Below are 24,064 nucleotides of genomic sequence, written 5' to 3'. Positions count from 1 at the left end.
TTTCGCAAAATGGGAGGTTTATATGGCTAAAATAGATTCATTGGAAAAACTTATTGCAATAAAAGAATCAAGGCATGACAAAACTATATTAAGAGATTTAGGAGATTTACATAGGGATGATGTTATAGAGATTTTTATAACAGGAAATGAAAGTGAAAAGTATGCTGAAATTCAAAAGCTTTTTAATGAATTAAAGACTTTTGTTAGCAGCCATGGCTTGAGAAATTGCAGATTTTTATTTAAAGATGACCCCAATCAAAAGGAAAAATTCAATGTAGAAATTAATTTTAATGTTTGTGCCAATGTAAAGTGCAATTCTTTAAAAACTGATTCTATTAAGAATTTTATTTTAAAGGTTGCTTCAATGAAAAACCAAACTCTTGAATATGCAGACGAGGTGGCTCATGAATAATTTAAGGTTGCAGATACTTATTTGCAAGGGAACGGGTTGCGTTTCTGCAAGAAGTGATTTAATAAAAGAAAATTTTGATAAGGCTTTGGACCACTATAAGATTCGTGATGTGGAAGCTATTATAACAGGTTGTTTCGGCTTTTGCGGCGAAGGTCCCATTGTAAAAGTTGAGCCGGACAATGTTTTTTATACTCATGTAAAGCCGGAAGATGTAAATGAAATTGTAGTTGAACATATAATTCACGGGAGACCTATTGAAAGACTTCTCTACAAAAATCCTAAAAATGGAGAGGCTATTTCCAACCAACATAATATGAGTTTCTATGAAAAGCAAACTCGTGTAGCTCTTAAAAATTGTGGAAAGATTGATCCTGAAAATATAGAAGATTATATTTCTTATGACGGCTATCAAGCTTTGTATAAAGTTTTAACTGAGATGACTCCTCAAGAGGTTATAGATGTAATAAAAAAATCAGGTCTTAGAGGTAGAGGGGGCGGAGGATTCCCAACGGGCATTAAATGGCAAAATACATATAATACTCCGAGCAAGGAAAAATATATTTTCTGTAATGCTGATGAAGGAGATCCGGGAGCTTTTATGGACAGAAGCATCTTGGAAGGGGACCCCAATTCTATTATTGAAGCTATGACCATAGGTGGTTATGCCACAGGGGCAAATTATGGAGTTGTATATATAAGAGCTGAGTATCCCCTTGCTATACATAGACTTAAAACTGCAATAAATCAGGCAAGGGAATTTGGATTTTTAGGAAAAAATATTTTTAACAGTAAGTTTAATTTTGATATAGAAATCCGTTATGGTGCAGGAGCTTTTGTTTGTGGAGAAGAAACTGCTCTTATTCATTCTGTTGAGGGTAAAAGAGGGGAACCTACAAGAAAACCTCCTTTTCCCAGTGTAAAGGGCTATATGTCCAAGCCTACAACGGTTAATAACGTTGAAACTTATGCAAACATACCTAAGATTATTTTAAATGGCTGGGAATGGTACGCTTCCATGGGTACGGAAAATTCCAAGGGAACGAAAGTTTTTGCCCTGGCAGGCAAAGTTAATAATGTAGGTCTTGTAGAAGTCCCTATGGGAATTACAATTCGTGAAATAGTTTATGACATAGGTGGAGGAATTCCCAATGGCAAAAAATTTAAGGCGGTACAAATCGGCGGACCTTCAGGGGGAATGATTACAAAAGAAAATTTAGACACACCTATAGATTATGAAAATTTAAAGGCAATCGGTGCAATGATGGGGTCCGGAGGCTTAATTGTCATGGATGAAGACAATGATATGGTGGAAATTGCAAAGTTTTATCTTGAATTTACTCAAGATGAATCCTGCGGTAAATGTACTCCATGTCGTTTGGGAACTAAAAGGCTTTTGGAAATGCTTAAAAAACTTTTAGAGCAAAAATCTTGCGAGGAAGATCTTATAAAGATAAAGGACCTTTGCCATAATATCATCGATACTGCTGCTTGCGGTCTTGGACAGACAGCACCAAATCCAATTTTATCAACTATTAAATATTTCCCGGACGAGTATTTGAAATATGCAAGGCATGAAGTTAAAAAAACTTACACCATAAATAAGGCCAAATGTATAGGTTGTCACAGGTGTGCTAAGGAATGTCCTATTAGTTGTATAAAGGGACAAGTAAAAGAAAAGCACGAAATTGACGAAGAAAAATGTATATCTTGCGGAACTTGTTTTAAAGTTTGTCCCGTTAATGCAGTTGTTGAACCGAAATAGAGGTGGAATATGGTAAATTGTGTAATTAATGATAAAAAATTAAAAGTAAGTGAGGGGACTACAATCCTTGAGGCTGCACGACAAATAGGGGTTGATATTCCAACTCTTTGCCATATGAAACTTGACAATTTCAATTATGAAAATAAACCTTCAAGCTGCAGAATATGTATGGTTGAAGTTGAGGGAAGGCCCAAGTTATGTACAGCTTGTTCAGAAGAAATAACTGAAGGTATGGTAATAAGAACAGACACACCAAGGGCGGTTCAGGCAAGAAAAATAAATTTGGAATTGCTACTTTCCAATCACCCTAAAGATTGTTTGGTTTGTCCTAAAAATTTAAACTGCGAGCTTCAAGCTCTTGCGGAAAAAATGGGCATAAGAGAAATTGCTTATAAGGGTGAAAGAATGCAACATCACATAGATTCTTCATCAAACTCTATTTTTAGAAATCCCAACAAATGTGTAATGTGCAGACGCTGTGAAACTATGTGTAATGAAGTTCAAACGGTAGGAACTTTAAGCGGTCTTAACAGGGGATTTAACGCCATAGTGGCACCGGCGTTTAACATTCCCTTGGGAGAAAGTTCATGTACTTTTTGTGGTCAATGTGTGGCAGTTTGTCCCACAGGAGCCTTAGTAGAAATAGATGCTACGCAAAAAGTTTTTGATGCTATAAGAAATCCTAAAAAACATGTGGTAGTTCAAGTGGCACCGGCAATAAGAGTTGCTTTAGGAGAGCTGTTTAATATGGAGCCGGGAAAGGTAACAACTGGAAAACTTGTTACAGCCCTTAGAAAATTAGGTTTTGATGTAATATTTGATACGGATTTTTCCGCAGATTTAACAGTAATAGAAGAAGCAAGTGAATTGGTAGATAGAATAAAAAATAACAAGACTCTTCCAATGCTAACTTCATGCTGTCCTGCTTGGGTCAGATTTATAGAAATGAATTTTCCTGAAATGTTGGATATTCCTTCAACTTGCAAATCTCCTCAAATTATGATGGGAACTATGGTAAAAACTTATTATTCAAACAAGACTGGGATACCTGCTAAAGATATAGTTATGGTTTCAATTATGCCCTGCACTGCAAAAAAAGCTGAAGCGGCAAGGGATGAGTTAGGCACAAAAGAATTAAGAGATGTAGATTATGTTCTTTCCACAAGAGAACTGGGAAGGATGATAAAATTATTCGGCATAGATTTTAACAATTTGGAAGAAGGAAATTTTGATAATTTAATGGGCCAATCATCAGGAGCTGGAACAATTTTCGGCACAACAGGAGGAGTAATAGAAGCAGCAGTGAGAACAGCCGGCGAATGGTTAAGCGGACAAAGTTTAGGAAAGATTGAATTTCAAGAATTAAGAGGCTTAAAGGGAATAAGAGAAGCTGAAATTAACATAGGAGACTTGAATTTAAAAATTGGAATTGCCCATGGTCTTGGAAATGCAAGAAAATTATTGGAAGGAATAAAAAGCAAAAAGTATAAATTTGACGCAATAGAAATAATGGCTTGTCCTGGAGGCTGTATAGGTGGAGGCGGTCAACCTTATCATCATGGACATAGTGAGATTCTCTTAAAAAGACAGGAAGCTCTCTATGAAATAGATAGGAATAAAAAAATAAGAAAAGCTCATGAAAATCCTATGATAAAAGAAATATACGAAACATATTTAGGCAAGCCCTATGGGGAAAGAGCTCATGAACTTCTTCATACAACATATGTACCAAGAGAAAAAATTTAAAAAGAGACGAGATTTCGTCTCTTTTATTTTAAAGAAAATTCCTAAGTTTCTAATTTTATATTGCCTATGATATAATAAGTATAACTAATTTAGGAGAGATTAATGGAAAAGATACTTGTTAAAAAAAGCGGACCCCTAAGGGGAAAAGTCCGCATAAGCGGTGCGAAAAACGCAGCTCTTCCCATACTTGCAGCTTGTCTTTTAGGCACTGAAGATATTGTTCTTGAAGATGTTCCAAACTTAAAAGATGTAGAAATAATGATGGAAGTCTTGTCCTCATTGGGAGCAGAAGTTGAAAAAATTGGCTTAAATAAAATTAAAATAAATGCAAAAAATATAAATTCCTATGAAACTAAATACCAACTTATGAATAAGATGAGAGCTTCATTTTTAGTAATGGGTCCTCTTCTTGCCAGAATGAAAAAAACTGTAAATTCCCTTCCTGGAGGTTGTGCCATAGGAGCAAGACCAATTGACTTGCACTTAAAGGGTTTTAGGGCTTTAGGAGCTGAAATTACGGAGGAACCGGGAAATATAACTGCCAGTGCGGAAAAATTAAAGGGAGACACCCTATATTTGGACTTTCCCTCTGTAGGAGCTACTGAAAATATTATGATGGCGGCAGTTCTTGCAGAAGGAGAAACTATTATAGAAAATGCGGCAATGGAGCCGGAAATTGTCGACTTGGCAAGCTTTCTTAAAAAAATGGGAGCAAAAGTTTACGGGGCAGGCACATCTTCTATAAGAATAGTCGGGGTTGAATCTTTAAAGGGAACTAGTCACCAAATAATTCCCGATAGAATTGAAGCGGGAACCTTTATGGTGGCAGCAGCTATTACCGGCGGAGATGTTTTGGTGGAAAATTGTATTCCCAGTCATATGAAGCCCATTATTGCAAAACTTATTGAATCAGGAAGTCAAGTAATTGAGTATGATGAGTCCATTAGGGTTATAGGAAAAGATATAAAACCCTTTAATATAAAAACTTTACCCTATCCGGGATTTCCTACAGATATGCAGGCACAATTTATGAGTCTTATGACTTGTGCTGATGGAATTTCCGTTACAAGGGAAACTGTTTTTGAAAATAGATTTATGCACGCTGAAGAGCTTAAAAAATTAGGCGCCGATATTTCCTTAACAGGAAGAGAAGCCATTGTAAAAGGTGGAAAAGAATTAATAGGCGCAGAAGTTAGAGCTACTGATTTAAGAGGAGGAGCAGCCCTTATTTTAGCTGGCCTTGTAAGTCAAGGGCAAACTTCTATTTGTGATATATTCCATATAGATAGGGGCTACGAAAATATAGAAGAAAAGTTCAGGGCTCTTGGAGCTCAAATAGAGAGAGTTTAGGGGGAAATATGAGAAAAAAATTATTTATAGTTATTTTATCTTTGGCTATGATTTTAAGCGCCTGTTCATCAGGTTCATCAAAAACAGATGAAAAGACCTTAAATGTAGCTGTTGCTGCAGATGCAACAAGTCTTGACCCTATTAGTTATAATGATGATTTTTCTGAAAATGTAATGAAGCAAATTTTTCAGGGTCTTCTTGCAAAAACTGCAGATAATAAAATTGTAAATTGCCTTGCTCAAAGCATAGAAAAACCTGATGATTTAACCTTTATTATAAAGATAAAAGATGGGGTAAAATTTTCAAACGGTGATGATTTAACTGTTGACGATGTTATTTTTTCTTTAGATAGAGTTGCAGGAAGCGATCAATATGGCTATGTATTTCAAAGTATAGATAGGAATTCTTTTGAAAAAATTGACGATAAAACCTTTAAATTTAAATTAAAGGAAGCTGATGCAACTATTATGGAAGCTCTTGCAGGACCATCTGGGGCAATAGTTCAACAAAAAGATGTGGAAGCAAAGGGAGAAAAGTTTGCTCAGGAACCTATGGGAACAGGTCTCTTTAAAATTGATTCTTGGACAAAACTTGACACTATAAGTCTTTCAAAAAATGAAAATTATTGGCAAGAAGCACCTAAGATTGACAAAATTGTTTTAAGAGTTGTTCCAGAAGCTTCTCAAAGACTTATAGAGCTTGAGAGTGGAAATGTGGATATAGCATATCAAATTGCTCCTAATGACATTAAAAAAGTTGAAGAAAATAAGGACTTAAGTTTAATGAGAAGGCTTGACAATTCAGTGCATTTTATCTCTTTAAACGTTTCAAAACCACCTTTTGACAATATAAAAGCAAGAGAGGCTATGGATTATGCCTTAGATATGGAAACAATTTTTAACACTGTTTTTATGGGAGTAGGTAAACTTGCTACAAGTCCTGTAAATCCAAACTTTTCATATTCCATTGCAGATCAAATTCAACCTATAAAACAAGATAAGGAAAAAGCAAAAGAGCTTTTTGCTGAGGCAGGAGTAAAGCCGGGAACACTTTTAAAGATATATGTAAATGAAAATCAACAGAGAAATGATGTTGCTGCAATGATGCAGGAACAACTGAAAGAATATGGAATTGACCTTCAAATAGTAAAACTTGAATGGGGTGCAATGGTTGAAGCCTTAAAGGCAAAAGAAGACGATATGTTTATTATGTCTTGGAGTCCTTCAGCTCATGATACTCACTATGAATTTTTCTCACCCTACCATTCAAATAAAGCAGGTCAAGGACCAAACTACAGTGCCTATACAAATCCTGAAATGGATAAACTTATTATAGAAGGTCTTCACACCACAGATGAAAATAAGAGAGCTGAAATCTATAAGGCGGCACAAGAACTTGCTATAAAAGATAAACCTTACAAGTATATCCACTACGGAGAAACTGTTGTTGGAATAAAAAATACAATAGAAGGTTTCGAACTTTTACCAACTTACGCACAAAATCTTTGGAACCTAAGCTTTAAAGAAAGTAAATAATTATGGCTAAATATATTTTAAAACGTATTCTAATACTCATTCCGACCATTGTCGGAGTGAGTTTTATTGTATTTCTACTTTTATATCTAAGCCCGGGAGATGCAGCTTATGCAAGAGCCGGAGCAAATGCACCGGAAGAAGTTGTAGAGGCTCTTCGCCAGTCTATGGGGCTTAAAGATCCTTTTTTTGTTCAATATTTCAGATTTTTAAAGGGACTTATTACTGAATTTAATTTGGGGACTTCCTATATAACAGGCCAGCCTGTTTCAAAAATGATTTTAAGCGTCTTTCCAAATACCTTAAAACTTACGGGACTTGCTCTTTTAATTTGCACCTTTGTGGGGATTTTATTTGGAGTTATAGGAGCAATAAATAGAGAGGGAATAATAGATAAAATTCTTACAGTTTTTGGTATGATAGGACTTGCAATGCCTATATTTTGGACAGGTCTTATTTTAATAATTATCTTTTCCGTAAGATTAAAAGTTTTGCCACCCTCAGGGTTTAACTCCTTTAAGCAGATGATTATGCCTGCAGCAGCTTTAGGTTTTCAATCCAGTGCAATTATTATGAGAATGACAAGATCATCCATGCTTGAAGTTTTAAACCAGGATTACATGAACACAGCCCTGGCAAAGGGACTTAAAGAAAGTACCATAATTTTTGTTCATGCCCTAAAAAATGCAATGCTTCCTGTAATAACCGTAATAGGTCTTCAAATGGGAGGACTTTTAGGAGGTTCAGTTTTAACTGAAACAGTTTTTTCCATACCAGGCCTTGGAAGACTTATGGTAGATTCAGTGAAAACCAGAGATTATCCTCTTGTTTTAGGAGGAGTAATTTTTATAGCCATATCCTACTCCATAATAAGTATCTTAGTTGATATTATATATGGCTTCATTGATCCCAAAATAAAAGCGGAGTACAAATAATTATGAACACCTATAAATATTTTAAAAAATCTAAAGTGGCTATGTTTGCCCTTATAATTTTAATAATCATAATAGGAATTGCAATTTTTGCAGATTTTATAGCTCCATACACATATTTTGAGCAACATCCTGAAAATAAATTTTTAGGTCCAAATATAAAAAATTTAATGGGGACAGATCAATTGGGTAGAGATATCTTCTCAAGAGTGGTCTACGGAGCTCGTATATCCATTGAGATCGGTTTTTCTTCAGTATTAATAGCATCAGTCCTTGGAACTTTAATCGGGGCTTACGCAGGCTTCTACGGCGGCAAATTCGATGAAATTATTATGAGGATTATGGATATTATTTTATCCATCCCATCTCTTGTCCTTGCCATAGCTTTAGCGGCAGCTTTAGGGAATGGTATGTTTAATTTAATCCTTGCAGTTTCTCTGTCATCAGTGCCCTCCTATGCAAAAGTGGTAAGGTCTGGTGTAATTAGCATTAAAGAGAAAGAATACATTGAATCTGCTTTAGTATCAGGAGCAAATAAAAATAGGATTTTATTTGTTCATATACTTCCCAATTGTCTAGGCCCTATAATAGTTCAAGCTACAATAGGAGTGGGAACAAGCATACTTTCAGCAGCCTCCCTTTCCTTTATAGGAATGGGAATAGAAGCACCAAGACCCGAATGGGGACAAATGTTGTCTGAAGCCAGATCCTACATTAGAGATTACCCCTACATGTCTCTTTTTCCAGGACTTTCCATAGCAATAACAATACTTCTTTTAAATATAGTGGGAGATTCTTTAAGAGATGCTTTGGATCCCAAGCTTAGGAGGTCAAGATGATTTTACAGCTTAAAGATTTAAAAATTCATTTTAAAACTGAAGATGGACTTGCAAAAGCAGTGGATGGAGTAAATTTTGAAATAGAAAAATCCGAAACAGTGGCCCTTGTAGGAGAAAGTGGCTGCGGAAAAAGTTTAACAGCAAAGGCGATAATTGGAATTTTAAATAGTAAAAATGCAGAAATAAGCGGAGAAATAAATTTTGAAGGGCAAAACCTTTTAAAATTAAAAGATAGGGAATTGAGAAAAATCAGAGGAAAAGAAATTTCCATGATCTTTCAAGAACCTATGACAAGTTTAAATCCAGCCCTAAAAGTAGGCTATCAAATTGATGAAATTTATAGAAGGCACTTTAACTTAAGCAAAAAAGAGGCAAGAGAAAAAAGCATAGAAATGATAGCAAAAGTAGAAATACCATCGGCAAAAAACATTTACAAGGCCTATCCCCATGAACTTTCTGGAGGAATGAGACAAAGAATAATGATAGCCATGGCTCTTGCATCAGACCCCAAAATTCTAATAGCAGATGAACCTACAACAGCCTTAGACGTAACAATACAAGCAGAAGTATTAAAACTTATGATGAATTTAAAAAAATCCATGGAAACTTCAATCCTCTTTATAACCCACGATTTAGGAGTAGTAGCGGAAATAGCTGATAGAGTTTTAGTAATGTATGCAGGAAAAATAATAGAAAAAGCAAAAGTAGAAGAACTTTTTAGAAATCCCCTTCATCCTTACACGAAAGGTCTTTTAAAATCAAGACCCTTAATAGGACAGGAGCAAAAGGAACTTTTTAACATAGAAGGATCTGTTCCAAGCCCCGTTGATTTTAAAGAAAATTGTAGATTTAGCGACAGGTGTCCCTTTGTAATGGAAAAATGTAAGGTAAAAGAACCGAGGCCAATAGAAAAAGATGGCCATGAAGTCTCCTGTTATTTATACGGTGATAAAAATGAATGAAATTCTAAAAATAAGAAACTTAAAAAAATACTTTCATAAAAAAAAGATTTTAACTAAAGCCCTTGATAATGTAAGCCTTGATTTATTTGAAGGAGAGACCCTGGGCATAGTAGGAGAATCAGGAAGTGGCAAATCCACCTTAGCAAGATGTATATTAAACCTCTATGATGATGTGGAAGGAAAAATTGAATTTCAAGGAAAAGACATAAAAAATTTAAAAAATGAGGAACTAAAAAAATACAGAGGTCAAGTTCAAATGATATTTCAAGACCCCTATTCTTCCTTAAATCCAAGAAGAAAAACCGGACAAATAGTAGGAGAAGGTCTTATAAATATAGAAAAGCTAAAGGGAAAAGAATTAAAAGAAAAAGTATTGGAAACTATGGAAATTTGTGGACTTCCAAAATACACTTATGAAAGATATCCCCATGAATTTTCAGGAGGACAAAGGCAGAGAATAGGAATAGCAAGAGCCCTTGCAGTAAATCCAAAATTAATAGTAGCAGACGAACCTACATCAGCCCTGGACGTATCAATACAAGCTCACATAATAAATCTCTTAAACCAATTAAAAGAGAAAATGTCCCTATCCATAATATTTATATCTCACGACCTGGCAGTAGTAGAACACATAGCAGACAGAATAGCAGTAATGTATCTTGGTCAGATAGTAGAAATGGCACCGACAAAAGAACTTTTTGAAAATCCCATGCATCCCTACACAAGAGTCCTCTTATCAGCCATACCCAAGCAAAATCCCTGGGATAAATCAAACGAAATAAAATATAGAAGAGAAAATGAACTTAATGAAGAATTAAAAGAAGGATGCAAATATAGAGACAGATGCGGTGGGAAAAAAGACAGTTGCGAAAACCCCTATGAAATGATAGAAGTAAAAAAAGACCACTTTGTCTCCTGCAAAAAATATATAAAAAAATAAAAAACCGGAAGTAATTTGAAAATAAAATTTCAATTACGACCGGTTTATTTTTTTATTCTGTTCTTATGGCATCAAGGGCAGAAAGTTTCATTGCTCGTCTTGCAGGAAGATATCCTGATAAAACTCCTATAAAAGTTGAAAATAAAATTGAACTTATTATAAGAAAGGGAGTTATCAATGAAAGCTTTGGATCAATCATTGCTCCTTCTTCTCCTGCCATGGACATAAAGAATCCACCGAAAAAGTAATTTATTATTTTAGAGGCAATAAGACTGAAAATTACTGAGACTATTCCTCCTATTGCACCTATTATACCAGCTTCAACTAAAAATAATTTTTGAATATCACGAATTGAAGCTCCTATTACTTTCATTACACCGATTTCTTTTGTCCTTTCATAAATACTCATAATCATTGTATTTGTAATTCCTATGGCAGCAACAATAAAAGATATGGCACCTATTCCACCAAATACAACTTGAATAATTTCTATTTGCTGGTTTGACTGTTTTAAAAAGTCTGCAGCCATGTTACTGGGATTATAACCTAAACTTTTAATTTGAGACTGAACACTTTCAACATTTTTAATATCATCAACGACAACCTTTATGTTGTTATATTGTTTAAGTTTTGAAACTTGATTGCCATAGCCAAAGGATTTGGATAAATCTTTAAAAGTATCTATGGACATAAAAATGCTGCTGTTTTGCATCCAGTTGTTAGGATTGTTTTCAAGAAGGCCCACAACCTTAATTGGAACTTGTGGCGGTTCCTTTTGAGGTGAATTTTCTGAAGGATCTTCCTCCATATAAGCTCCTCCGCCATCCATATTATTGTTATCAGTTGGAAATTCAGGATTAAATCGAAAAATAGAAAATTTTGATTTTAAAGGTTTTAATTTTTCTCCTGAAAAACCGGATCTTTTTGGGTCGCTCATTGATTGGGTAACACCGCCTCCAAAAATAAATTCATTTGCATTTTTTCTTGGCAGATTACCTTCAACAATTTTTAAACCGTAATTTTCAAATTCTTCATTGGGAATAGCCGTAAAACTTGAAAAACCTTCATAACGGCCACTTCTTATTTGCATATAGCCAGAATAAATAGGAATTACAGCCTTTACATTTTCAATTTTTTTGACCTCTTTTATGGCGGCATCATTTAATTTTTTCTTCTTTGCATTTTTAGCATTTGCTTCTGATTCTTCGCTCCAAGAAAAGTCAGTATGAAGATCTAAAGTTTTCATATCTCCCATGCGGGCAATCATGTCGGCGTTAATTTTTTTAAAACCGAAACCTATGGAGAGCATGATAATAATAGAAGTTGCACCGATAAAGACCCCAAGAACAGTTAAAAAAGTTCTGAGCTTTCTTGCAGCAAGATTTCTAAGGGCCATGCTAACTAAGTCACGAATTTTCATTATAGACTCATATCCTCGTCATCTTTTTTATTTTTTCTTTTTTTAATTAAAATTCCTGTACCAACAGCCGCAGCTATAAGAACAAGACCTCCGATTATTTTTCCTAATATGCCTCCACTTTTTTTAGGAGCTAGTTCTTGAGCTCCTTCATCTTCTTTAGGCATATCTGCTACATCAAATTCAAAGTCACGAGTAACTTCTTGTTTTTCTCCCATGGAGTCTTCAAAAGTCCAGGTAATAACAAATTTTTTGTGACCAGGAGATTCTGGAGTTATGTTTACTGAAAAATTATCACTGGAGCCAGGGTTAAAAGAACCCTTGTAATAAGTTGGAGTATCAAATTTTAAACCCTCTCCTGAAATTTTTACCATGACGTTGTTAAGAACGGCTTTACCTGTATTGTAATAATCAACGCTTAAATTTGTGTCCATACCAAGCATAAATTCACTTTGAGGTAAAATTTCTCCCACATCAAGTTTTGCTTGTTGAATAACAGGCACTCCAATTTGGGCAGTGTCCGTATATTTATTGGCCTCAGCATCCTCATATTCAAAGTTTGCAACAACTGTATAAGTTTTTGCAGCAGTATCGGGAACAGTTGTAAGAGTTATTTCCTTATCAACTTTTTTTCCAGGATTTATATTTGCAATATAAAAAGTATTTGAAGATTCAGTAGGAGTGAAAACTGAAGCAGTAGGAGCAGATCCTCCTGACATTGATCTTCCACTGGAACCAGAATCTCCTTGAGGAACTGATTCTTGAGTGTCACTTGTTAAAAATATTTTTATATTTTTTACAGCTTTTTTTGTATTTGTATTATAAAACTTTAGATACATTTTAAAAGGCTTGCCAGCTTCAATAACATTAGGTTCAAAATAATAATCTTCAATAATTAATTTTGGAGTAGGTGAGTTGTCTTTTTCTCCCGGTTGTTTTTCCTTGGGAGCTTTAATAAATACACCTGCAATTTGTGAAGAAGATTGAAGGTCGTTGGAACTTTCGTCATAGAAGTCCGCCTTTAAAGTTACGGGATAATTTCCTGTTGCAGCAGAAGGGCTTGCAATAAAGGAAAAATTAAAATGTTTACTTTCTCCTGGAGCAAGACTTTTTAATAAAACTTGAGAAACTGATTTTGAAGCAAGACTTGCTTGATTTTCACTAAGAGCTGAAACTTTTAAATTTTTAGCTTGAAGCCTTCCTGTATTTACTAAATCAAAACCTATATTTGCAGTTTGATTTCTTGAAATTGCACCCTTAGGGAAGGTTACATTTTTAAATTCAATAGTTGAAGGCTCTTGGCTGGGTTTTTTAATATTAAAAGAAAAAGAATAATCTCCGCTAATAGGAGCCTTACCACCCTCAGAAGTTAAAGAATACTTTAAAGTCAGCATATAAGAACCGGCAGCAAGGGCCTTATTACTTTTTAAATTATAAGTAATAAATTGACTTTGGCCGGGATTTAAACTTGTAATATCCTGAGTTGAAAGTCCATTTGTAAGAGTGATTGTGTTATCTTTTAAACCTTCAAGGCTTATTTTAATATTTTTTGCAATAGTGTCCCCTGTGTTTACAATTTCAAAGGGAACTTGAAAATCTCTTCCAGCTTCTTGAGTGTCAATCCAAAGAGAATCAACTTTTCTTATTTCAATAGCAGGATTAATAGGCTTTTCCGGAGCATTAACCCTTACATAAATAGTTTCAGTTTGAGTTTGAAATTGTCCATTCAAATAGTATTTAAGAATAATATTTACAGCTACAGTTTTTGTAGTAAAATCTTTTTCCGCTACTATACTAAAATGACCGGGTCTTTCTGAATTAGGGTCTATGTTCACACCATTTTTAAATACGTATCCGTCATTTTTTATAAAAACTTTTTCTGGATTTACTATAACAGCTTGCACTGTAAGATTTTTTGCTACAGCTTTATCTTTTTCATATGCATTTTCTTGTTCAATTTTATTTTTTTCTTCTTTACTTACATTTTCAGGAATAGGCTTTTGTGTATAAAAAATATTATTTTTTATTGTAACATCAACCTTTGCATCTCCGCCTTCGCTTAAATTAGTTGTTTGGTCAGCAACAACATCTAATTTGCCCACATTTTCTGTAATTGAACCTGCACTTACAAGACTTGGAAAACTTGTAAATGTCAGTATTAATGCTAAAAATATAGTTAAAAATTTTTTCATTCTTCCTTTTGTCCTCCCTTTGGAATTTTTGCATTGTTTTCTTCTATGCTTATTACCTTGCCGTCTCTCATATCCACAATTCTGTCGGCATATATACTTGTTTCTGTATCGTGGGTAACAATAATTAAAGTTTGATTATAATTTCTTGCCATAGAACACATTAAATCCATAATTTCAAAGGAAGTATTTGTATCCAAATTTCCCGTAGGTTCATCGGCAAACATAATTTTCGGCTTATCTACAAAAGCTCTTGCAATGGAAACTCTTTGTTGTTGACCACCACTCATTTCGTTGGGCTTATGGTAAATTCTGTCCCCAAGGCCAACTTTTTCGAGGATGTCCTTAGAAAGTTCATCACGCTTTTTCTTTGCAAGGCCTTTAAAAATAAGACCAAGAGCAACATTATCAAGAGCGTTTAAAGTTTTAATAAGATTATAAGATTGAAAGATAAAACCGACGTTGAGTCGTCTAAAAGTTGTAACCTGATCTTCGGAAAGTTTTTCTATATGTATTCCGCCAATAATAATTTGACCGGAAGTTGGTCTGTCAAGACCTGCCACCATATTTAATAAAGTTGACTTTCCGCTTCCTGATGTTCCTAAAAGGCATAAAATTTCTCCTTCATAAATATCAAGATTTATCCCATCAAGGGCACGAACTTTTTCATCACCCATCTTATAAATTTTATATAAATCTTTTATTTCAATGAGTTTTTTAATAATATCACCCCTCAGAATTAAGTATAACACAAGGATAAAGAATATTAAGTTACAAAAAGTTTAACAAAAACTAAAAAATTTCTAAATTTACAAAATAAAAAGGCGCAAAAACTTATTTACGCCTTAAAATTTAATTTAATTTATTATTATTTTTATTTATCTCTTCAGTCATTTTTGGAAGGATTTCAAACAAATCTCCAACTATTCCGTAGTGGGCAACCTTAAATATATCTGCATTTTCATCATTGTTAATTGCAATAATAAGGTCTGAATCTTCCATACCCTTTCTATGTTGAAGGGCACCGCTTATTCCAACAGCTATATAAAGTTTTGCCTTTACCTTTGTGCCGGAAATTCCTATTTGTTTACTTTTATCAAGCCAACCATTGTCTATAAGAGGTTTTGTTGCGCCGCTTGTTCCATGAAGGGCCTGAGCAAGTTCTTCAATTAAGTGCCAATTTTTTTTATCTTTAAGTCCCATTCCTCCTGCTACTATAACATCAGCTTCATCAAGTCTTACTGAATTTGTATCAAAGGGAATTTCTTCAAAGGAAATAAATTTACAACCTATTTCGTCTTCATCTATAGAAATTTTTTCTTCTATAATTTCTCCGATTCTACTTAAATCTTTTTTACCTGCTTTAAAAGCTCCCTGTCCTATAGTTCCTATCATAGGTTTTGTAGTTATTCTTATATCAGATAATAATTTTCCGCTGAAAGAAGGCCTTATCCATTTTATATCATCTTTATTTTCTGTAAGTTCTATTTGGGAACATTCAGCTACAAGGCCAAGACCCATTCTGGAGCAAATTCTTCCCCCTAAATCTCTTCCGTTTTCAGAAGCACTTATAAAAATTGTATAGGGCTTATATTTTTTTATTAAAGTTTCAAGGATTTTTGTCCAAGCATTTGTAGAATAATTTTTTAAAAGAGGATCTTCAACTTTTATTACCTTATCAGCTCCATAAGAAATAGCTTCCTTTGCAAGATCATCTGCCTTGTTAGAAATTGCAAGACCTATAAGATTTGAGTTTAAAGAGTCTGCAACTTGTCTTCCCTTTGATAGAACTTCTTTAGAAAGACTTGTTAAAGAACCCTTATATTGTTCAAGGACAATCCATATATTTTTATTATTTTCCAATTTATTCACCTACCTTATAAAATTTTTATCTTTAAGGATTTTAAGAACTTTTTCAATTTTTTCCTCAGTTTGTCCTTCTAAGATTTTACCTTTTGAAATTTCCTCTGGAGGGAAAACTTCAGCCACAAGAGTTGTAGAACCCTTTTGACCAATTCTTTCAGGATCAGCGCCTATATCTTCAGGACTTAAAATTTTAAATTCCAGACTGTCATCAACCTTATCCTTATAGTCATTAATATTTACATTTCCCTTTAAAACTGTAATTAAAGCAGGAAGTTCCACTTGAATTTTTTCGATTCCGTTAAAAATATTTCTTTTAGCTATTAATTTACTGTCTATATATTCAAGGTCTGAAACATAAGTTGCCTGATTAAAGGATAAGTGTTCTGCCAGTTCTGGCCCTACTTGACCAGTATCTCCATCAATAGTTTGAGAGCCTGTTAAAACCAAATCGAAATTATCAATTGTCTTTGCAGCTCTTGATAGAACATAACTTGTTGCAAGGGTATCGGATCCTCTAAAATCAGGAGAACTTATTATATAAGCCTTATCTGCTCCCATTGCAATGGCATATCTTAAAAATTCTTTTGCAAATTCCGGTCCCATAGTGATTACAGTAACTTTTCCCTTAGTTTTATTTTTTAAATCTATTGCCATTTTAAGAGCATGGACATCAGGGGGATTGATTATGCTCTTTACACCGTCTCTTATTAAATTTCCCGTTTCTCTGTCAACTTTTACATCTGAAACTTTAGGAACAATTTTTATACAAACTAAAATATTCATTCTCTACCTCCTCTTTCTCAATAATTATTATACTATATATGTGTCCTTTAAATTAATTTTTCTTCACTCTTTTAAATAAAGTAATTAAAGGTTAGAATAGTTTAGAGGTGCTTTATGAAAAAAGATTTAAAAGAAAGATTTTTTTCTTACATAGAAAATGCCTGGAAAAAAGAAAAAATTAAGAGAAGAGAAGCTCAAAAAAGGCAGGCACAGGTAAAAAAAGAATTAAAAATTGAAAATAAAAATTTAAGTAAAAAGGGAAGAATAAAAAAGCTTATATTTTTTTCTTTAGCAATTATTTTATACATAATTGTAAGATGCGGACTTAGGGCCTATAAGGGCAGGGAAGTTTTCAGATGGGAAGATATTTTATTTGGACTTATAGTTATAGGTCTTTATGCCCTATATATTTTTAAATGGGCAAAGGAGTATAAAGATTCATGAAAATTATAGCCACAACCACTTTTGGACTGGAAAGCGTCCTTAAAAGAGAACTGGAAAACTTAGGTTATAAGGCTGAAGTTGAAAACGGAAGATTGGCTCTTGAGGGAGATTTAAAAGACATATATAAGTTAAATTTAAGACTTAGAACAGCAGATAGGGTTTTAATAGAATTTTTAAACTTTAAGGCTTTAAGTTTTGAAGAACTTTTTGATGGAGTTTCAGGATTTCCCTGGGAGAATTTTATTCCTGAAAATGCAAATTTTATTGTTGAAGGAAGAAGCAGAAAATCCAAACTTTTTTCAATTTCCGATTGTCAAAGGATAACTGAAAAAGCCATTATTAATAGACTTTCAAAAATTTATAAAAAATCTTATTTTGAAAAGGATGGACCAAGATATAAACTTGAAGTTTCCCTTTTAGATGATATTGCATCAATAACCTTAGATACTTCAGGCGAGGGCCTTCACAAAAGAGGCTATAGGGAAATAAATTATAAGGCACCTATTAGTGAAACCCTGGCGGCAGGTCTTGTAAGTTTAAGTTATTGGAATTCCAAAAGACTTTTATGCGACCCCTTTTGCGGATCGGGAACTATTGCCATTGAAGCTGCCATGATAGGAAGAAATATTGCACCAGGTCTTATGAGAAATTTTGATTTTGAAAATTTTTCCTTTACGGACAAAAAAGACTTTAGAGATCAAAAGTCTAAGTGTTATTCGGAGATACTCTTAAATAAAAAATTAGATATTGTTGCCAGCGACATTTCCTATAAGGCCATAGAAATTGCAAAAAACAATGCAGAACTAATGGATTTAAGCCAAGATATAACTTTTTTTAAAAAAGATATATTTGATTTGGATCTTCCTGATGATTATGGAGTATTAATTACAAATCCTCCCTACGGAGTGAGAATTAAAGACCAAGTAAGCGATCTACAAAAAGAACTTGGAAAACTTTACAAAAGTTTAAAAACCTGGTCTTTTTATATAATTACATCAGATGAAAATTTTGAAAAAGATTTTAATAAGAAAGCCGACAGAAATAGAAAACTTTACAACGGAGGCATAAGAACTTATTACTATCAATATTACGGACCGAAACCTAAAAAATAGGAGTGAAAAAATGAGTGGACAAAAATTTGATTTTAATATTAATCATATAGTTTTAAACGGAATTGCAGACCTTGTCAGAGTCATAGATAAGGATAATAATGTTATTTTTGTCAACTCAGCAATGAAAGAATTTTTTTGGGGCAGATGAAACAACTATGACCTGCGAGCCGGGGGATGGATTTTTTTGTAACGTCTCTGTGGCTCAGAGGTCCTTCAGGACAGGGGAAATCATTCAAAGAGAGGAATACATCAAGGGAAATTATTACTCCGTTAAATGCTCTCCTGTGCATTCTGAGACAGGGGAAATAGTTGGAGTGGTTGAAGTTTTTAGAAATGTAACTATGGAGAAGAAACTTCAGGGACAAATAATAAATAAAAATAAGGAACTCACTCTTGAAATGCTTGATGCTCAAAAAATTCAAAAGTCTCTTATTCCGGAAAAGGGATTTTTTAAAAATTTAAAGTTAGATTATTTTTACAGTCCTTCAAATATTTTAAGCGGAGATTTATTTAATGTATTTGAAATTAACGAAGACAATATGGGAATTTATATAGCAGACGTTATGGGACATGGCTTTAAGTCTTCCCTTATAACTATGTTTATAAGTCTTTTGTTTAAAAATATTTCTACAAAAACTCTTCTTAGTCCATCCAGGACTCTCGAAGAGATAAAAAGCAGATTTTCTTCTTTAAATATTGATCCGGGAATTTATTTCACCTGCTTTTATGGGGTTTATAACAGAAAAAAAGACAACTTTCTTTTTTCCAATGCAGGACACAATCCCTGTCCCATTTTAACTCGTGATAGAAATTCTTATGAACTTATTTCCAGAGGCTTTCCCATTTCCGGAATCTTTGATTATATAAATTATGAGGAAAATTCAGTGGATTTATTTTGCGGCGACAAACTCCTTTTTATGACTGACGGAATTGTGGAAACTGTAAATAAAAACAGAGAGCCCTTCGGTCTTGAAAGGATCGCCGATATTTTAAATGAAAATAGTATTGATGAAATAAATGTAATAAAAGAAGAACTTGAACTTTATAAATATAGGGACCAGCAAGATGACATTACTTGCGTGTTATTTAAGGTGTTGTAATGAATTTTAAAGCTTATAAATATAATTTTGATAGGTCTATAGAAGATAAAATTGAAGAAAATAAAGAAAAATATAGAAATGCAGATTATTTGTGGACGGACTTTAATTTTTTAAGAGGGGAAGTCCACAGAGCAAAGGGGATTGCAAAAGAAATTGAAAGGGCAGGAAAAACCCTTGTAGTTGCAGGAATAGGAGGATCTTTTTTAGGAGCTGAAGCTGCAATTAATGCTTTAAATCCAAAGGGAAATAAAATACATTTTATAGGTAACAGTCTTTCTACAAGAGCCGCTTTACAAAAATTATCGGACTTAGATGAAGATTTTGCCCTTCTTGTTATTTCCAAATCGGGAAATACCCTTGAAACTATTATTGCTTACACATACATGAGAGAATTTATGAAAAATAAATTTTCCGACTATAATAAAAGAATTTTTATTATGAGCCAGTCCTTAGATTCAAAGCTTGGAAGGGCATGCCAAAAAAATGGTCATAATTTTATAGAAATCTCCTCAGAAGTTGGGGGCAGATATTCAGTTTTAACTTGTGTTGGCCTTGTTCCTATGGCCTTTGCAGGAATTGATGTTGATAAAGTTATAGATGGTGCTTTAAGTGTCAATGTGGATCATGCAATTTCCTATGCAACTTACAGAAACAAATTTTACGAAAAAGATCTTTTTGTTGAAATCTTTACAGTATATGAACCGGATTTGGAATATTTATTAAAATGGATTTTACAACTTTTTGCCGAAAGTGAAGGAAAAGAGGGCAAGGGAATCTTACCAACTTATGTCATTAATTCAAGAGACCTCCACAGTTTAGGTCAATATATTCAATCGGGAAGGCAGATGTTTTTTGAAACTACAATTTCCCCTTTAAATTCAAATTCAAATCTGGAAGTATCTTTAGAAGATTACGGTCTCAATTTAAATATGACTTTAAATGAGCTTAACGACCTTACAAGAAAATCTGTTATGAAATCTCATAGTAGCAATCAACTTTTATTGGAAATTGAAAAAATTGATGAATTTAACTTAGGTTGTATTTTTTATTTCTTTGAATATGCCTGCCAAGTTTCTGCAAAAATTTTGGGGGTTGATCCTTTTAACCAACCGGGAGTGGAAGAATATAAAGCAATATTAAGAAAAAAACTTTATGAAAAATAAAATAATAGGTTAAAAAATATAAGGCTTTTTAAGCATTATAAAGTCCTTGAAAAAAATTGAAATTACTTGCAAGTTTATATTGGAGTGATATAATTATTAAAGAATGTTATTTAATTAACATAGTATATAAAAATTTTAAGGGGGACTTTAAATGGATTTTAGAATGGATAAGGAGCATGCTCTTTTACAACAAATGTATGAAGCATTTGCTGTAAATGAAGTTAAACCTATTGCTGCAGACATCGACAAAACAGATGAGCCGCCAATGGAAAATGTTAGAAAAATGGCTAAATATGGATTTTTCGGCATACCATTTCCAAAGGAATACGGTGGACAAGGCGCAGATTACCTTGCATATGTAATGGCAGTTGAAGAGTTATCAAAAAAATGTGCAACTACAGGTGTAATTGTATCAGCACATACTTCACTTTGCGCTGCTCCTATTTATGAAAACGGAACAGAAGAACAAAAACGTAAATATTTACCAGACCTACTATCAGGACGTAAGATAGGAGCTTTCGGTTTAACTGAACCCGGTGCAGGTACAGATGCTGCAGGACAACAAACAACAGCAGTTCTTGACGGGGACGAATATGTTTTAAACGGAACAAAGATATTTATTACAAATGCAGGATTTGCAGATGTATTTATAATTATCGCCATGACTGACAAATCAAAGGGAACAAAAGGAATCTCAGCTTTCATAGTTGAAAGAGGAACTCCTGGATTCAGAGTCGGAGAACCTGAAGACAAAATGGGAATAAGAGCATCTTCTACTTGCGAACTTATTTTTGAAAATTGCAGAATTCCTAAAGAAAACTTACTTGGCCGTGAAGGCAAGGGATTCGGTCTTGCAATGAAGACTCTTGACGGAGGACGTATAGGTATTGCTGCTCAAGCATTAGGTATTGCAGAAGGAGCAATTGACGAAACAGTTCAATATACAAAAGAAAGAAAACAATTCGGAAGACGTATTTCTCAATTCCAAAATACTCAATTCCAACTTGCTGATATGAAAACCAAAACTGAAGCTGCAAAACTTTTAGTTTATAGAGCAGCTCATACAAAGGGTGTAGGACAAGCTTATGGACATTTTGCAGCAATGGCAAAATTATTTGCAGCTGAAAATGCATCAGATGTAACAAGAAGATGTCTTCAATTATTCGGCGGATATGGTTTCACAAGAGATTATCCAATTGAAAGAATGATGAGAGATGCAAAGATAACTGAAATCTACGAAGGTACTTCAGAAGTAATGAGAATGGTAGTTTCAGGCTGGATGGGAGTTAAATAGGAGGAGAATATGAAAATAGTAGTTTGTATAAAACAAGTACCTGATACAAATGAGGTTAGACTTGATCCTGTAACTAATACACTTATTAGAGAAGGAGTTCCGAGTATCATTAACCCTGATGATAAATCAGGTCTTGAAGCAGCACTTAGAATAAAAGATAAAGATCCTGAAAACATTGAAGTAACAGTTGTATCAATGGGACCGCCACAAGCAGAACTTGCTTTAAGAGAAGCTCTTGCAATGGGAGCTGACAAGGCAATTCTTGTAACAGACAGAGCTTTCGGAGGAGCGGACACATGGGCAACATCAAGCACAATAGCAGGAGCTCTTGAACATTTAGATTATGATTTAATCATTACAGGCCGTCAAGCAATAGACGGTGATACAGCTCAAGTAGGACCTCAAATTGCAGAACACTTGCACTTACCTCAAGTTTCCTACGTTGAAGAACTTGAACTTGGAGACGGATGCATAAAAGTTAAAAGACAATTTGAAGACAGATACCACAATTTGGAAGTTAAGCTTCCTTGCTTAATTACAGCTCTAACAGAACTTGCTCCACCAAGATATATGTCAGTAGGCGGCGTTTTTGACGCTTACCAAAAAGAAATCACAACTTGGGGACTTGAAGACATTAAAGATAAACTTAACCTTGCAGACATAGGACTTAAGGGATCACCGACAAAGGTTAAAAAATCATTCCCTAAACAAGGAAAAGGTAAGGGCGTTCTTCTTACAGACCTAAACGCAGATGAAGCAGCCCAAGCAATTGTAGCTAAGTTACAAGAAAAATATATAATATAAGGGGTGAATTTGATGAGCAAAGACGTATTTGTATTTATAGAACAAAGAGATAACCAACTACAAAAAGTAGGTATAGAATTACTTGGAAAAGCAAGAGAACTTGCAGATGACTTAGGTCAACAAGTAGTAGCAATGCTTATTGGTGAAAATGTAAAACAACACGCAGAACTTTTAATTCACCACGGTGCAGATAAAGTAATAATTGTAGAAGATCCTATTTTAAAAGAATATGTAACAGAACCATACACAAAGGCAATTTACAATATCATTAAAAAATACGATCCTGAAATTGTAATTTACGGAGCAAGTTCAATTGGACGTGACCTAGCACCAAGACTTGCATCAAGAATCCATACAGGACTTACAGCAGACTGTACAAAACTTGAAATAGATCCAGAAACAAAATTATTAATGATGACAAGACCTGCTTTCGGCGGAAACCTTATGGCAACAATTCTATGTGAAGAATTTAGACCTCAAATGGCAACAGTAAGACCGGGAGTTATGCAAGCTCTTGAAAATGATCCAAACAGAAAGGGTCAAGTAATAGAAGAAAAAATAGACTTTGAACCAAGCGATATGAATGTTAAAATAGTTAGCATTGAAAAAGCAGAATCAAAGAAAAAAGATATTACAGAGGCAAGCATCCTTGTATCAGCAGGACGTGGAATCGGCGGACCAGAAGGATTTGAAAATCTTGAAGGCCTTGCAAATGTCCTTGACGCAGAAATTTCTTCATCAAGAGCAGTTGTAGACGCAGGATGGATTACAAAAGACCGTCAAGTAGGACAAACAGGTAAAACAGTAAGACCTGAAGTTTATTTTGCCCTTGGAATCTCAGGAGCAATCCAACACTTGGCAGGAATGGAAGAATCTGATTTAATAATCGCAATAAACAAAAACGAAACAGCACCAATCTTTGAAGTTGCAGATTTGGGAATAGTAGGAGATTTAAACGCAATAGTTCCGAAATTAACAGAAGCAATTGACAGAGAAAAGAAATTAAAAGCAGAAATAGAATAATTATACAAAATAAAATCCATTGGAAGAAATTTCAATGGATTTTTTTAATGCAAATAAAAGTATAAATAAAAGAAAATTTCAATTGAAAATAAAACCCCGTGTAGGGACCAATTTGAAGACCTAACCCGATTTTTGAAAAAAATCGTGGTAGGTCTCATGCAACTATTTGCCCAAATCTTTGCTTTGGCTGCAAATATCTGCTATTGGTCCGCCGCCGTCAGGCGAATTTATTGAAACAAAATAAAAAAACGAAAAAGAAAAAATAAAGAAAAAATGTATGTTGAAAAAATTAAAAAAAATAAAAATAAAAATGTAAATTTAAAATAAATTTTAAATCAAATATTTATTTTTTTCTTCCCACCAAAAACAAACGCGGACCGGGTAAACCGGTCCC

At 33.9% G+C, this 24,064-nt stretch carries 22 protein-coding genes; 17 read left to right on the top strand and 5 right to left on the bottom strand.

From position 1 onward, the window contains the following. The first annotated feature begins 22 nt into the window (after positions 1–22). From HMPREF1253_RS03895 to HMPREF1253_RS03855, 9 genes are all read left to right on the top strand, one after another. Positions 23–412: a hypothetical protein gene (locus HMPREF1253_RS03895; RefSeq protein ID WP_023055466.1), complete on the top strand. Its 390-nt coding sequence runs from the start codon at positions 23–25 to the stop codon at positions 410–412. Continuing rightward, positions 405–2,174: an NADH-quinone oxidoreductase subunit NuoF gene (locus HMPREF1253_RS03890; RefSeq protein ID WP_023055464.1), complete on the top strand. Its 1,770-nt coding sequence runs from the start codon at positions 405–407 to the stop codon at positions 2,172–2,174. Before HMPREF1253_RS03895 ends, HMPREF1253_RS03890 begins: the two co-directional genes overlap by 8 nt. Before the next feature lie 9 nt (positions 2,175–2,183). Then, positions 2,184–3,920, top strand: a complete 1,737-nt coding sequence (locus tag HMPREF1253_RS03885) for an NADH-dependent [FeFe] hydrogenase, group A6 (RefSeq protein ID WP_023055471.1) — start codon at positions 2,184–2,186, stop codon at positions 3,918–3,920. Positions 3,921–4,022: 102 nt separating this feature from the next. Then, positions 4,023–5,270, top strand: a complete 1,248-nt coding sequence (gene murA, locus HMPREF1253_RS03880) for a UDP-N-acetylglucosamine 1-carboxyvinyltransferase (protein ID WP_023055474.1) — start codon at positions 4,023–4,025, stop codon at positions 5,268–5,270. 8 nt (positions 5,271–5,278) lie between these two features. After that, a complete protein-coding gene (locus HMPREF1253_RS03875) occupies positions 5,279–6,805 on the top strand; it encodes an ABC transporter substrate-binding protein (RefSeq protein WP_023055453.1) in 1,527 nt (508 codons plus the stop codon). Positions 6,806–6,807: 2 nt separating this feature from the next. After that, positions 6,808–7,737, top strand: a complete 930-nt coding sequence (locus HMPREF1253_RS03870; RefSeq protein WP_023055458.1) for an ABC transporter permease — start codon at positions 6,808–6,810, stop codon at positions 7,735–7,737. A gap of 2 nt (positions 7,738–7,739) precedes the next feature. Further along, entirely contained in the window at positions 7,740–8,573 is an 834-nt protein-coding gene (locus HMPREF1253_RS03865; RefSeq protein ID WP_023055446.1) for an ABC transporter permease, read from the top strand. After that, positions 8,570–9,535, top strand: a complete 966-nt coding sequence (locus HMPREF1253_RS03860; protein ID WP_023055448.1) for an ABC transporter ATP-binding protein — start codon at positions 8,570–8,572, stop codon at positions 9,533–9,535. The genes HMPREF1253_RS03865 and HMPREF1253_RS03860 overlap by 4 nt, the downstream gene beginning before the upstream one ends. After that, positions 9,528–10,475 (top strand): ABC transporter ATP-binding protein, encoded by a 948-nt coding sequence (locus HMPREF1253_RS03855; protein WP_023055444.1) that lies wholly within the window; start codon positions 9,528–9,530, stop codon positions 10,473–10,475. The genes HMPREF1253_RS03860 and HMPREF1253_RS03855 overlap by 8 nt, the downstream gene beginning before the upstream one ends. A 52-nt stretch (positions 10,476–10,527) precedes the next feature. On the opposite strand, the gene HMPREF1253_RS03850 is transcribed toward HMPREF1253_RS03855, so the two are convergent. The 5 genes from HMPREF1253_RS03850 to HMPREF1253_RS03830 all read right to left on the bottom strand — a co-directional run bounded on the left by HMPREF1253_RS03850 (position 10,528) and on the right by HMPREF1253_RS03830 (position 16,730). Continuing rightward, entirely contained in the window at positions 10,528–11,895 is a 1,368-nt protein-coding gene (locus tag HMPREF1253_RS03850) for an ABC transporter permease (RefSeq protein ID WP_023055450.1), read from the bottom strand. Continuing rightward, positions 11,895–14,084 (bottom strand): COG1361 S-layer family protein, encoded by a 2,190-nt coding sequence (locus tag HMPREF1253_RS03845; RefSeq protein WP_023055457.1) that lies wholly within the window; start codon positions 14,082–14,084, stop codon positions 11,895–11,897. Before HMPREF1253_RS03845 ends, HMPREF1253_RS03850 begins: the two co-directional genes overlap by 1 nt. Further along, positions 14,081–14,758 (bottom strand): ABC transporter ATP-binding protein, encoded by a 678-nt coding sequence (locus HMPREF1253_RS03840; RefSeq protein WP_052648940.1) that lies wholly within the window; start codon positions 14,756–14,758, stop codon positions 14,081–14,083. Before HMPREF1253_RS03840 ends, HMPREF1253_RS03845 begins: the two co-directional genes overlap by 4 nt. Positions 14,759–14,933: 175 nt before the next feature. Then, entirely contained in the window at positions 14,934–15,944 is a 1,011-nt protein-coding gene (locus HMPREF1253_RS03835; protein ID WP_023055455.1) for an electron transfer flavoprotein subunit alpha/FixB family protein, read from the bottom strand. Positions 15,945–15,953: 9 nt separating this feature from the next. After that, positions 15,954–16,730 carry an electron transfer flavoprotein subunit beta/FixA family protein gene (locus tag HMPREF1253_RS03830; protein ID WP_023055472.1) on the bottom strand — a complete coding sequence of 259 codons (777 nt, stop codon included), beginning with the start codon at positions 16,728–16,730 and terminating at the stop codon, positions 15,954–15,956. Positions 16,731–16,844: 114 nt separating this feature from the next. Here HMPREF1253_RS03830 and HMPREF1253_RS03825 point away from each other — a divergent pair, with 114 nt between their 5' ends. The 8 genes from HMPREF1253_RS03825 (at position 16,845) to HMPREF1253_RS03795 (ending at position 23,670) form a co-directional block, all read left to right on the top strand. Further along, positions 16,845–17,174 (top strand): hypothetical protein, encoded by a 330-nt coding sequence (locus HMPREF1253_RS03825; RefSeq protein ID WP_023055445.1) that lies wholly within the window; start codon positions 16,845–16,847, stop codon positions 17,172–17,174. After that, on the top strand, positions 17,171–18,286 hold the full coding sequence (locus HMPREF1253_RS03820) for a class I SAM-dependent RNA methyltransferase (protein WP_023055447.1): 1,116 nt from the start codon (positions 17,171–17,173) through the stop codon (positions 18,284–18,286). The genes HMPREF1253_RS03825 and HMPREF1253_RS03820 overlap by 4 nt, the downstream gene beginning before the upstream one ends. A gap of 10 nt (positions 18,287–18,296) precedes the next feature. Then, the gene (locus tag HMPREF1253_RS10455) at positions 18,297–18,434 is read left to right on the top strand and encodes a hypothetical protein (protein ID WP_023055467.1); all 138 of its coding nucleotides are present in this window, start codon (positions 18,297–18,299) and stop codon (positions 18,432–18,434) included. Between the two features lie 136 nt (positions 18,435–18,570). Continuing rightward, a complete protein-coding gene (locus tag HMPREF1253_RS03815) occupies positions 18,571–19,386 on the top strand; it encodes a PP2C family protein-serine/threonine phosphatase (RefSeq protein ID WP_238318879.1) in 816 nt (271 codons plus the stop codon). Continuing rightward, positions 19,386–20,549 carry a glucose-6-phosphate isomerase gene (locus HMPREF1253_RS03810; RefSeq protein WP_023055452.1) on the top strand — a complete coding sequence of 388 codons (1,164 nt, stop codon included), beginning with the start codon at positions 19,386–19,388 and terminating at the stop codon, positions 20,547–20,549. The genes HMPREF1253_RS03815 and HMPREF1253_RS03810 overlap by 1 nt, the downstream gene beginning before the upstream one ends. A 151-nt stretch (positions 20,550–20,700) precedes the next feature. Then, positions 20,701–21,843 (top strand): acyl-CoA dehydrogenase, encoded by a 1,143-nt coding sequence (locus HMPREF1253_RS03805; RefSeq protein WP_023055449.1) that lies wholly within the window; start codon positions 20,701–20,703, stop codon positions 21,841–21,843. Positions 21,844–21,852: 9 nt separating this feature from the next. Beyond that, positions 21,853–22,647, top strand: coding sequence for an electron transfer flavoprotein subunit beta/FixA family protein (locus HMPREF1253_RS03800; protein WP_023055465.1), 795 nt, complete (start codon positions 21,853–21,855; stop codon positions 22,645–22,647). A gap of 12 nt (positions 22,648–22,659) precedes the next feature. Further along, positions 22,660–23,670 (top strand): electron transfer flavoprotein subunit alpha/FixB family protein, encoded by a 1,011-nt coding sequence (locus HMPREF1253_RS03795; RefSeq protein WP_023055476.1) that lies wholly within the window; start codon positions 22,660–22,662, stop codon positions 23,668–23,670. Positions 23,671–24,064 lie beyond the last annotated feature (394 nt).

The organism is Peptoniphilus sp. BV3C26 (genome assembly GCF_000478985.1).
GTDB classification, from domain to species: domain Bacteria; phylum Bacillota; class Clostridia; order Tissierellales; family Peptoniphilaceae; genus Peptoniphilus_B; species Peptoniphilus_B koenoeneniae.
The sequence above is the reverse complement of the archived record's forward strand: the minus strand, read 5'-3'. Positions and strand labels throughout refer to the sequence as shown.

Excerpts from the sequence above, each read along its gene's own strand:
- HMPREF1253_RS03895 (WP_023055466.1), top strand. The coding sequence starts at position 23 with ATGGCTAAAATAGATTCATTGGAAAAACTTATTGCAATAAAAGAATCA.
- HMPREF1253_RS03890 (WP_023055464.1), top strand. The coding sequence starts at position 405 with ATGAATAATTTAAGGTTGCAGATACTTATTTGCAAGGGAACGGGTTGC.
- HMPREF1253_RS03885 (WP_023055471.1), top strand. The coding sequence starts at position 2,184 with ATGGTAAATTGTGTAATTAATGATAAAAAATTAAAAGTAAGTGAGGGG.
- murA (WP_023055474.1), top strand. The coding sequence starts at position 4,023 with ATGGAAAAGATACTTGTTAAAAAAAGCGGACCCCTAAGGGGAAAAGTC.
- HMPREF1253_RS03875 (WP_023055453.1), top strand. The coding sequence starts at position 5,279 with ATGAGAAAAAAATTATTTATAGTTATTTTATCTTTGGCTATGATTTTA.
- HMPREF1253_RS03870 (WP_023055458.1), top strand. The coding sequence starts at position 6,808 with ATGGCTAAATATATTTTAAAACGTATTCTAATACTCATTCCGACCATT.
- HMPREF1253_RS03865 (WP_023055446.1), top strand. The coding sequence starts at position 7,740 with ATGAACACCTATAAATATTTTAAAAAATCTAAAGTGGCTATGTTTGCC.
- HMPREF1253_RS03860 (WP_023055448.1), top strand. The coding sequence starts at position 8,570 with ATGATTTTACAGCTTAAAGATTTAAAAATTCATTTTAAAACTGAAGAT.
- HMPREF1253_RS03855 (WP_023055444.1), top strand. The coding sequence starts at position 9,528 with ATGAATGAAATTCTAAAAATAAGAAACTTAAAAAAATACTTTCATAAA.
- HMPREF1253_RS03850 (WP_023055450.1), bottom strand. The coding sequence starts at position 11,895 with ATGAAAATTCGTGACTTAGTTAGCATGGCCCTTAGAAATCTTGCTGCA.
- HMPREF1253_RS03845 (WP_023055457.1), bottom strand. The coding sequence starts at position 14,084 with ATGAAAAAATTTTTAACTATATTTTTAGCATTAATACTGACATTTACA.
- HMPREF1253_RS03840 (WP_052648940.1), bottom strand. The coding sequence starts at position 14,758 with ATGGGTGATGAAAAAGTTCGTGCCCTTGATGGGATAAATCTTGATATT.
- HMPREF1253_RS03830 (WP_023055472.1), bottom strand. The coding sequence starts at position 16,730 with ATGAATATTTTAGTTTGTATAAAAATTGTTCCTAAAGTTTCAGATGTA.
- HMPREF1253_RS03825 (WP_023055445.1), top strand. The coding sequence starts at position 16,845 with ATGAAAAAAGATTTAAAAGAAAGATTTTTTTCTTACATAGAAAATGCC.
- HMPREF1253_RS03820 (WP_023055447.1), top strand. The coding sequence starts at position 17,171 with ATGAAAATTATAGCCACAACCACTTTTGGACTGGAAAGCGTCCTTAAA.
- HMPREF1253_RS10455 (WP_023055467.1), top strand. The coding sequence starts at position 18,297 with ATGAGTGGACAAAAATTTGATTTTAATATTAATCATATAGTTTTAAAC.
- HMPREF1253_RS03810 (WP_023055452.1), top strand. The coding sequence starts at position 19,386 with ATGAATTTTAAAGCTTATAAATATAATTTTGATAGGTCTATAGAAGAT.
- HMPREF1253_RS03805 (WP_023055449.1), top strand. The coding sequence starts at position 20,701 with ATGGATTTTAGAATGGATAAGGAGCATGCTCTTTTACAACAAATGTAT.
- HMPREF1253_RS03800 (WP_023055465.1), top strand. The coding sequence starts at position 21,853 with ATGAAAATAGTAGTTTGTATAAAACAAGTACCTGATACAAATGAGGTT.
- HMPREF1253_RS03795 (WP_023055476.1), top strand. The coding sequence starts at position 22,660 with ATGAGCAAAGACGTATTTGTATTTATAGAACAAAGAGATAACCAACTA.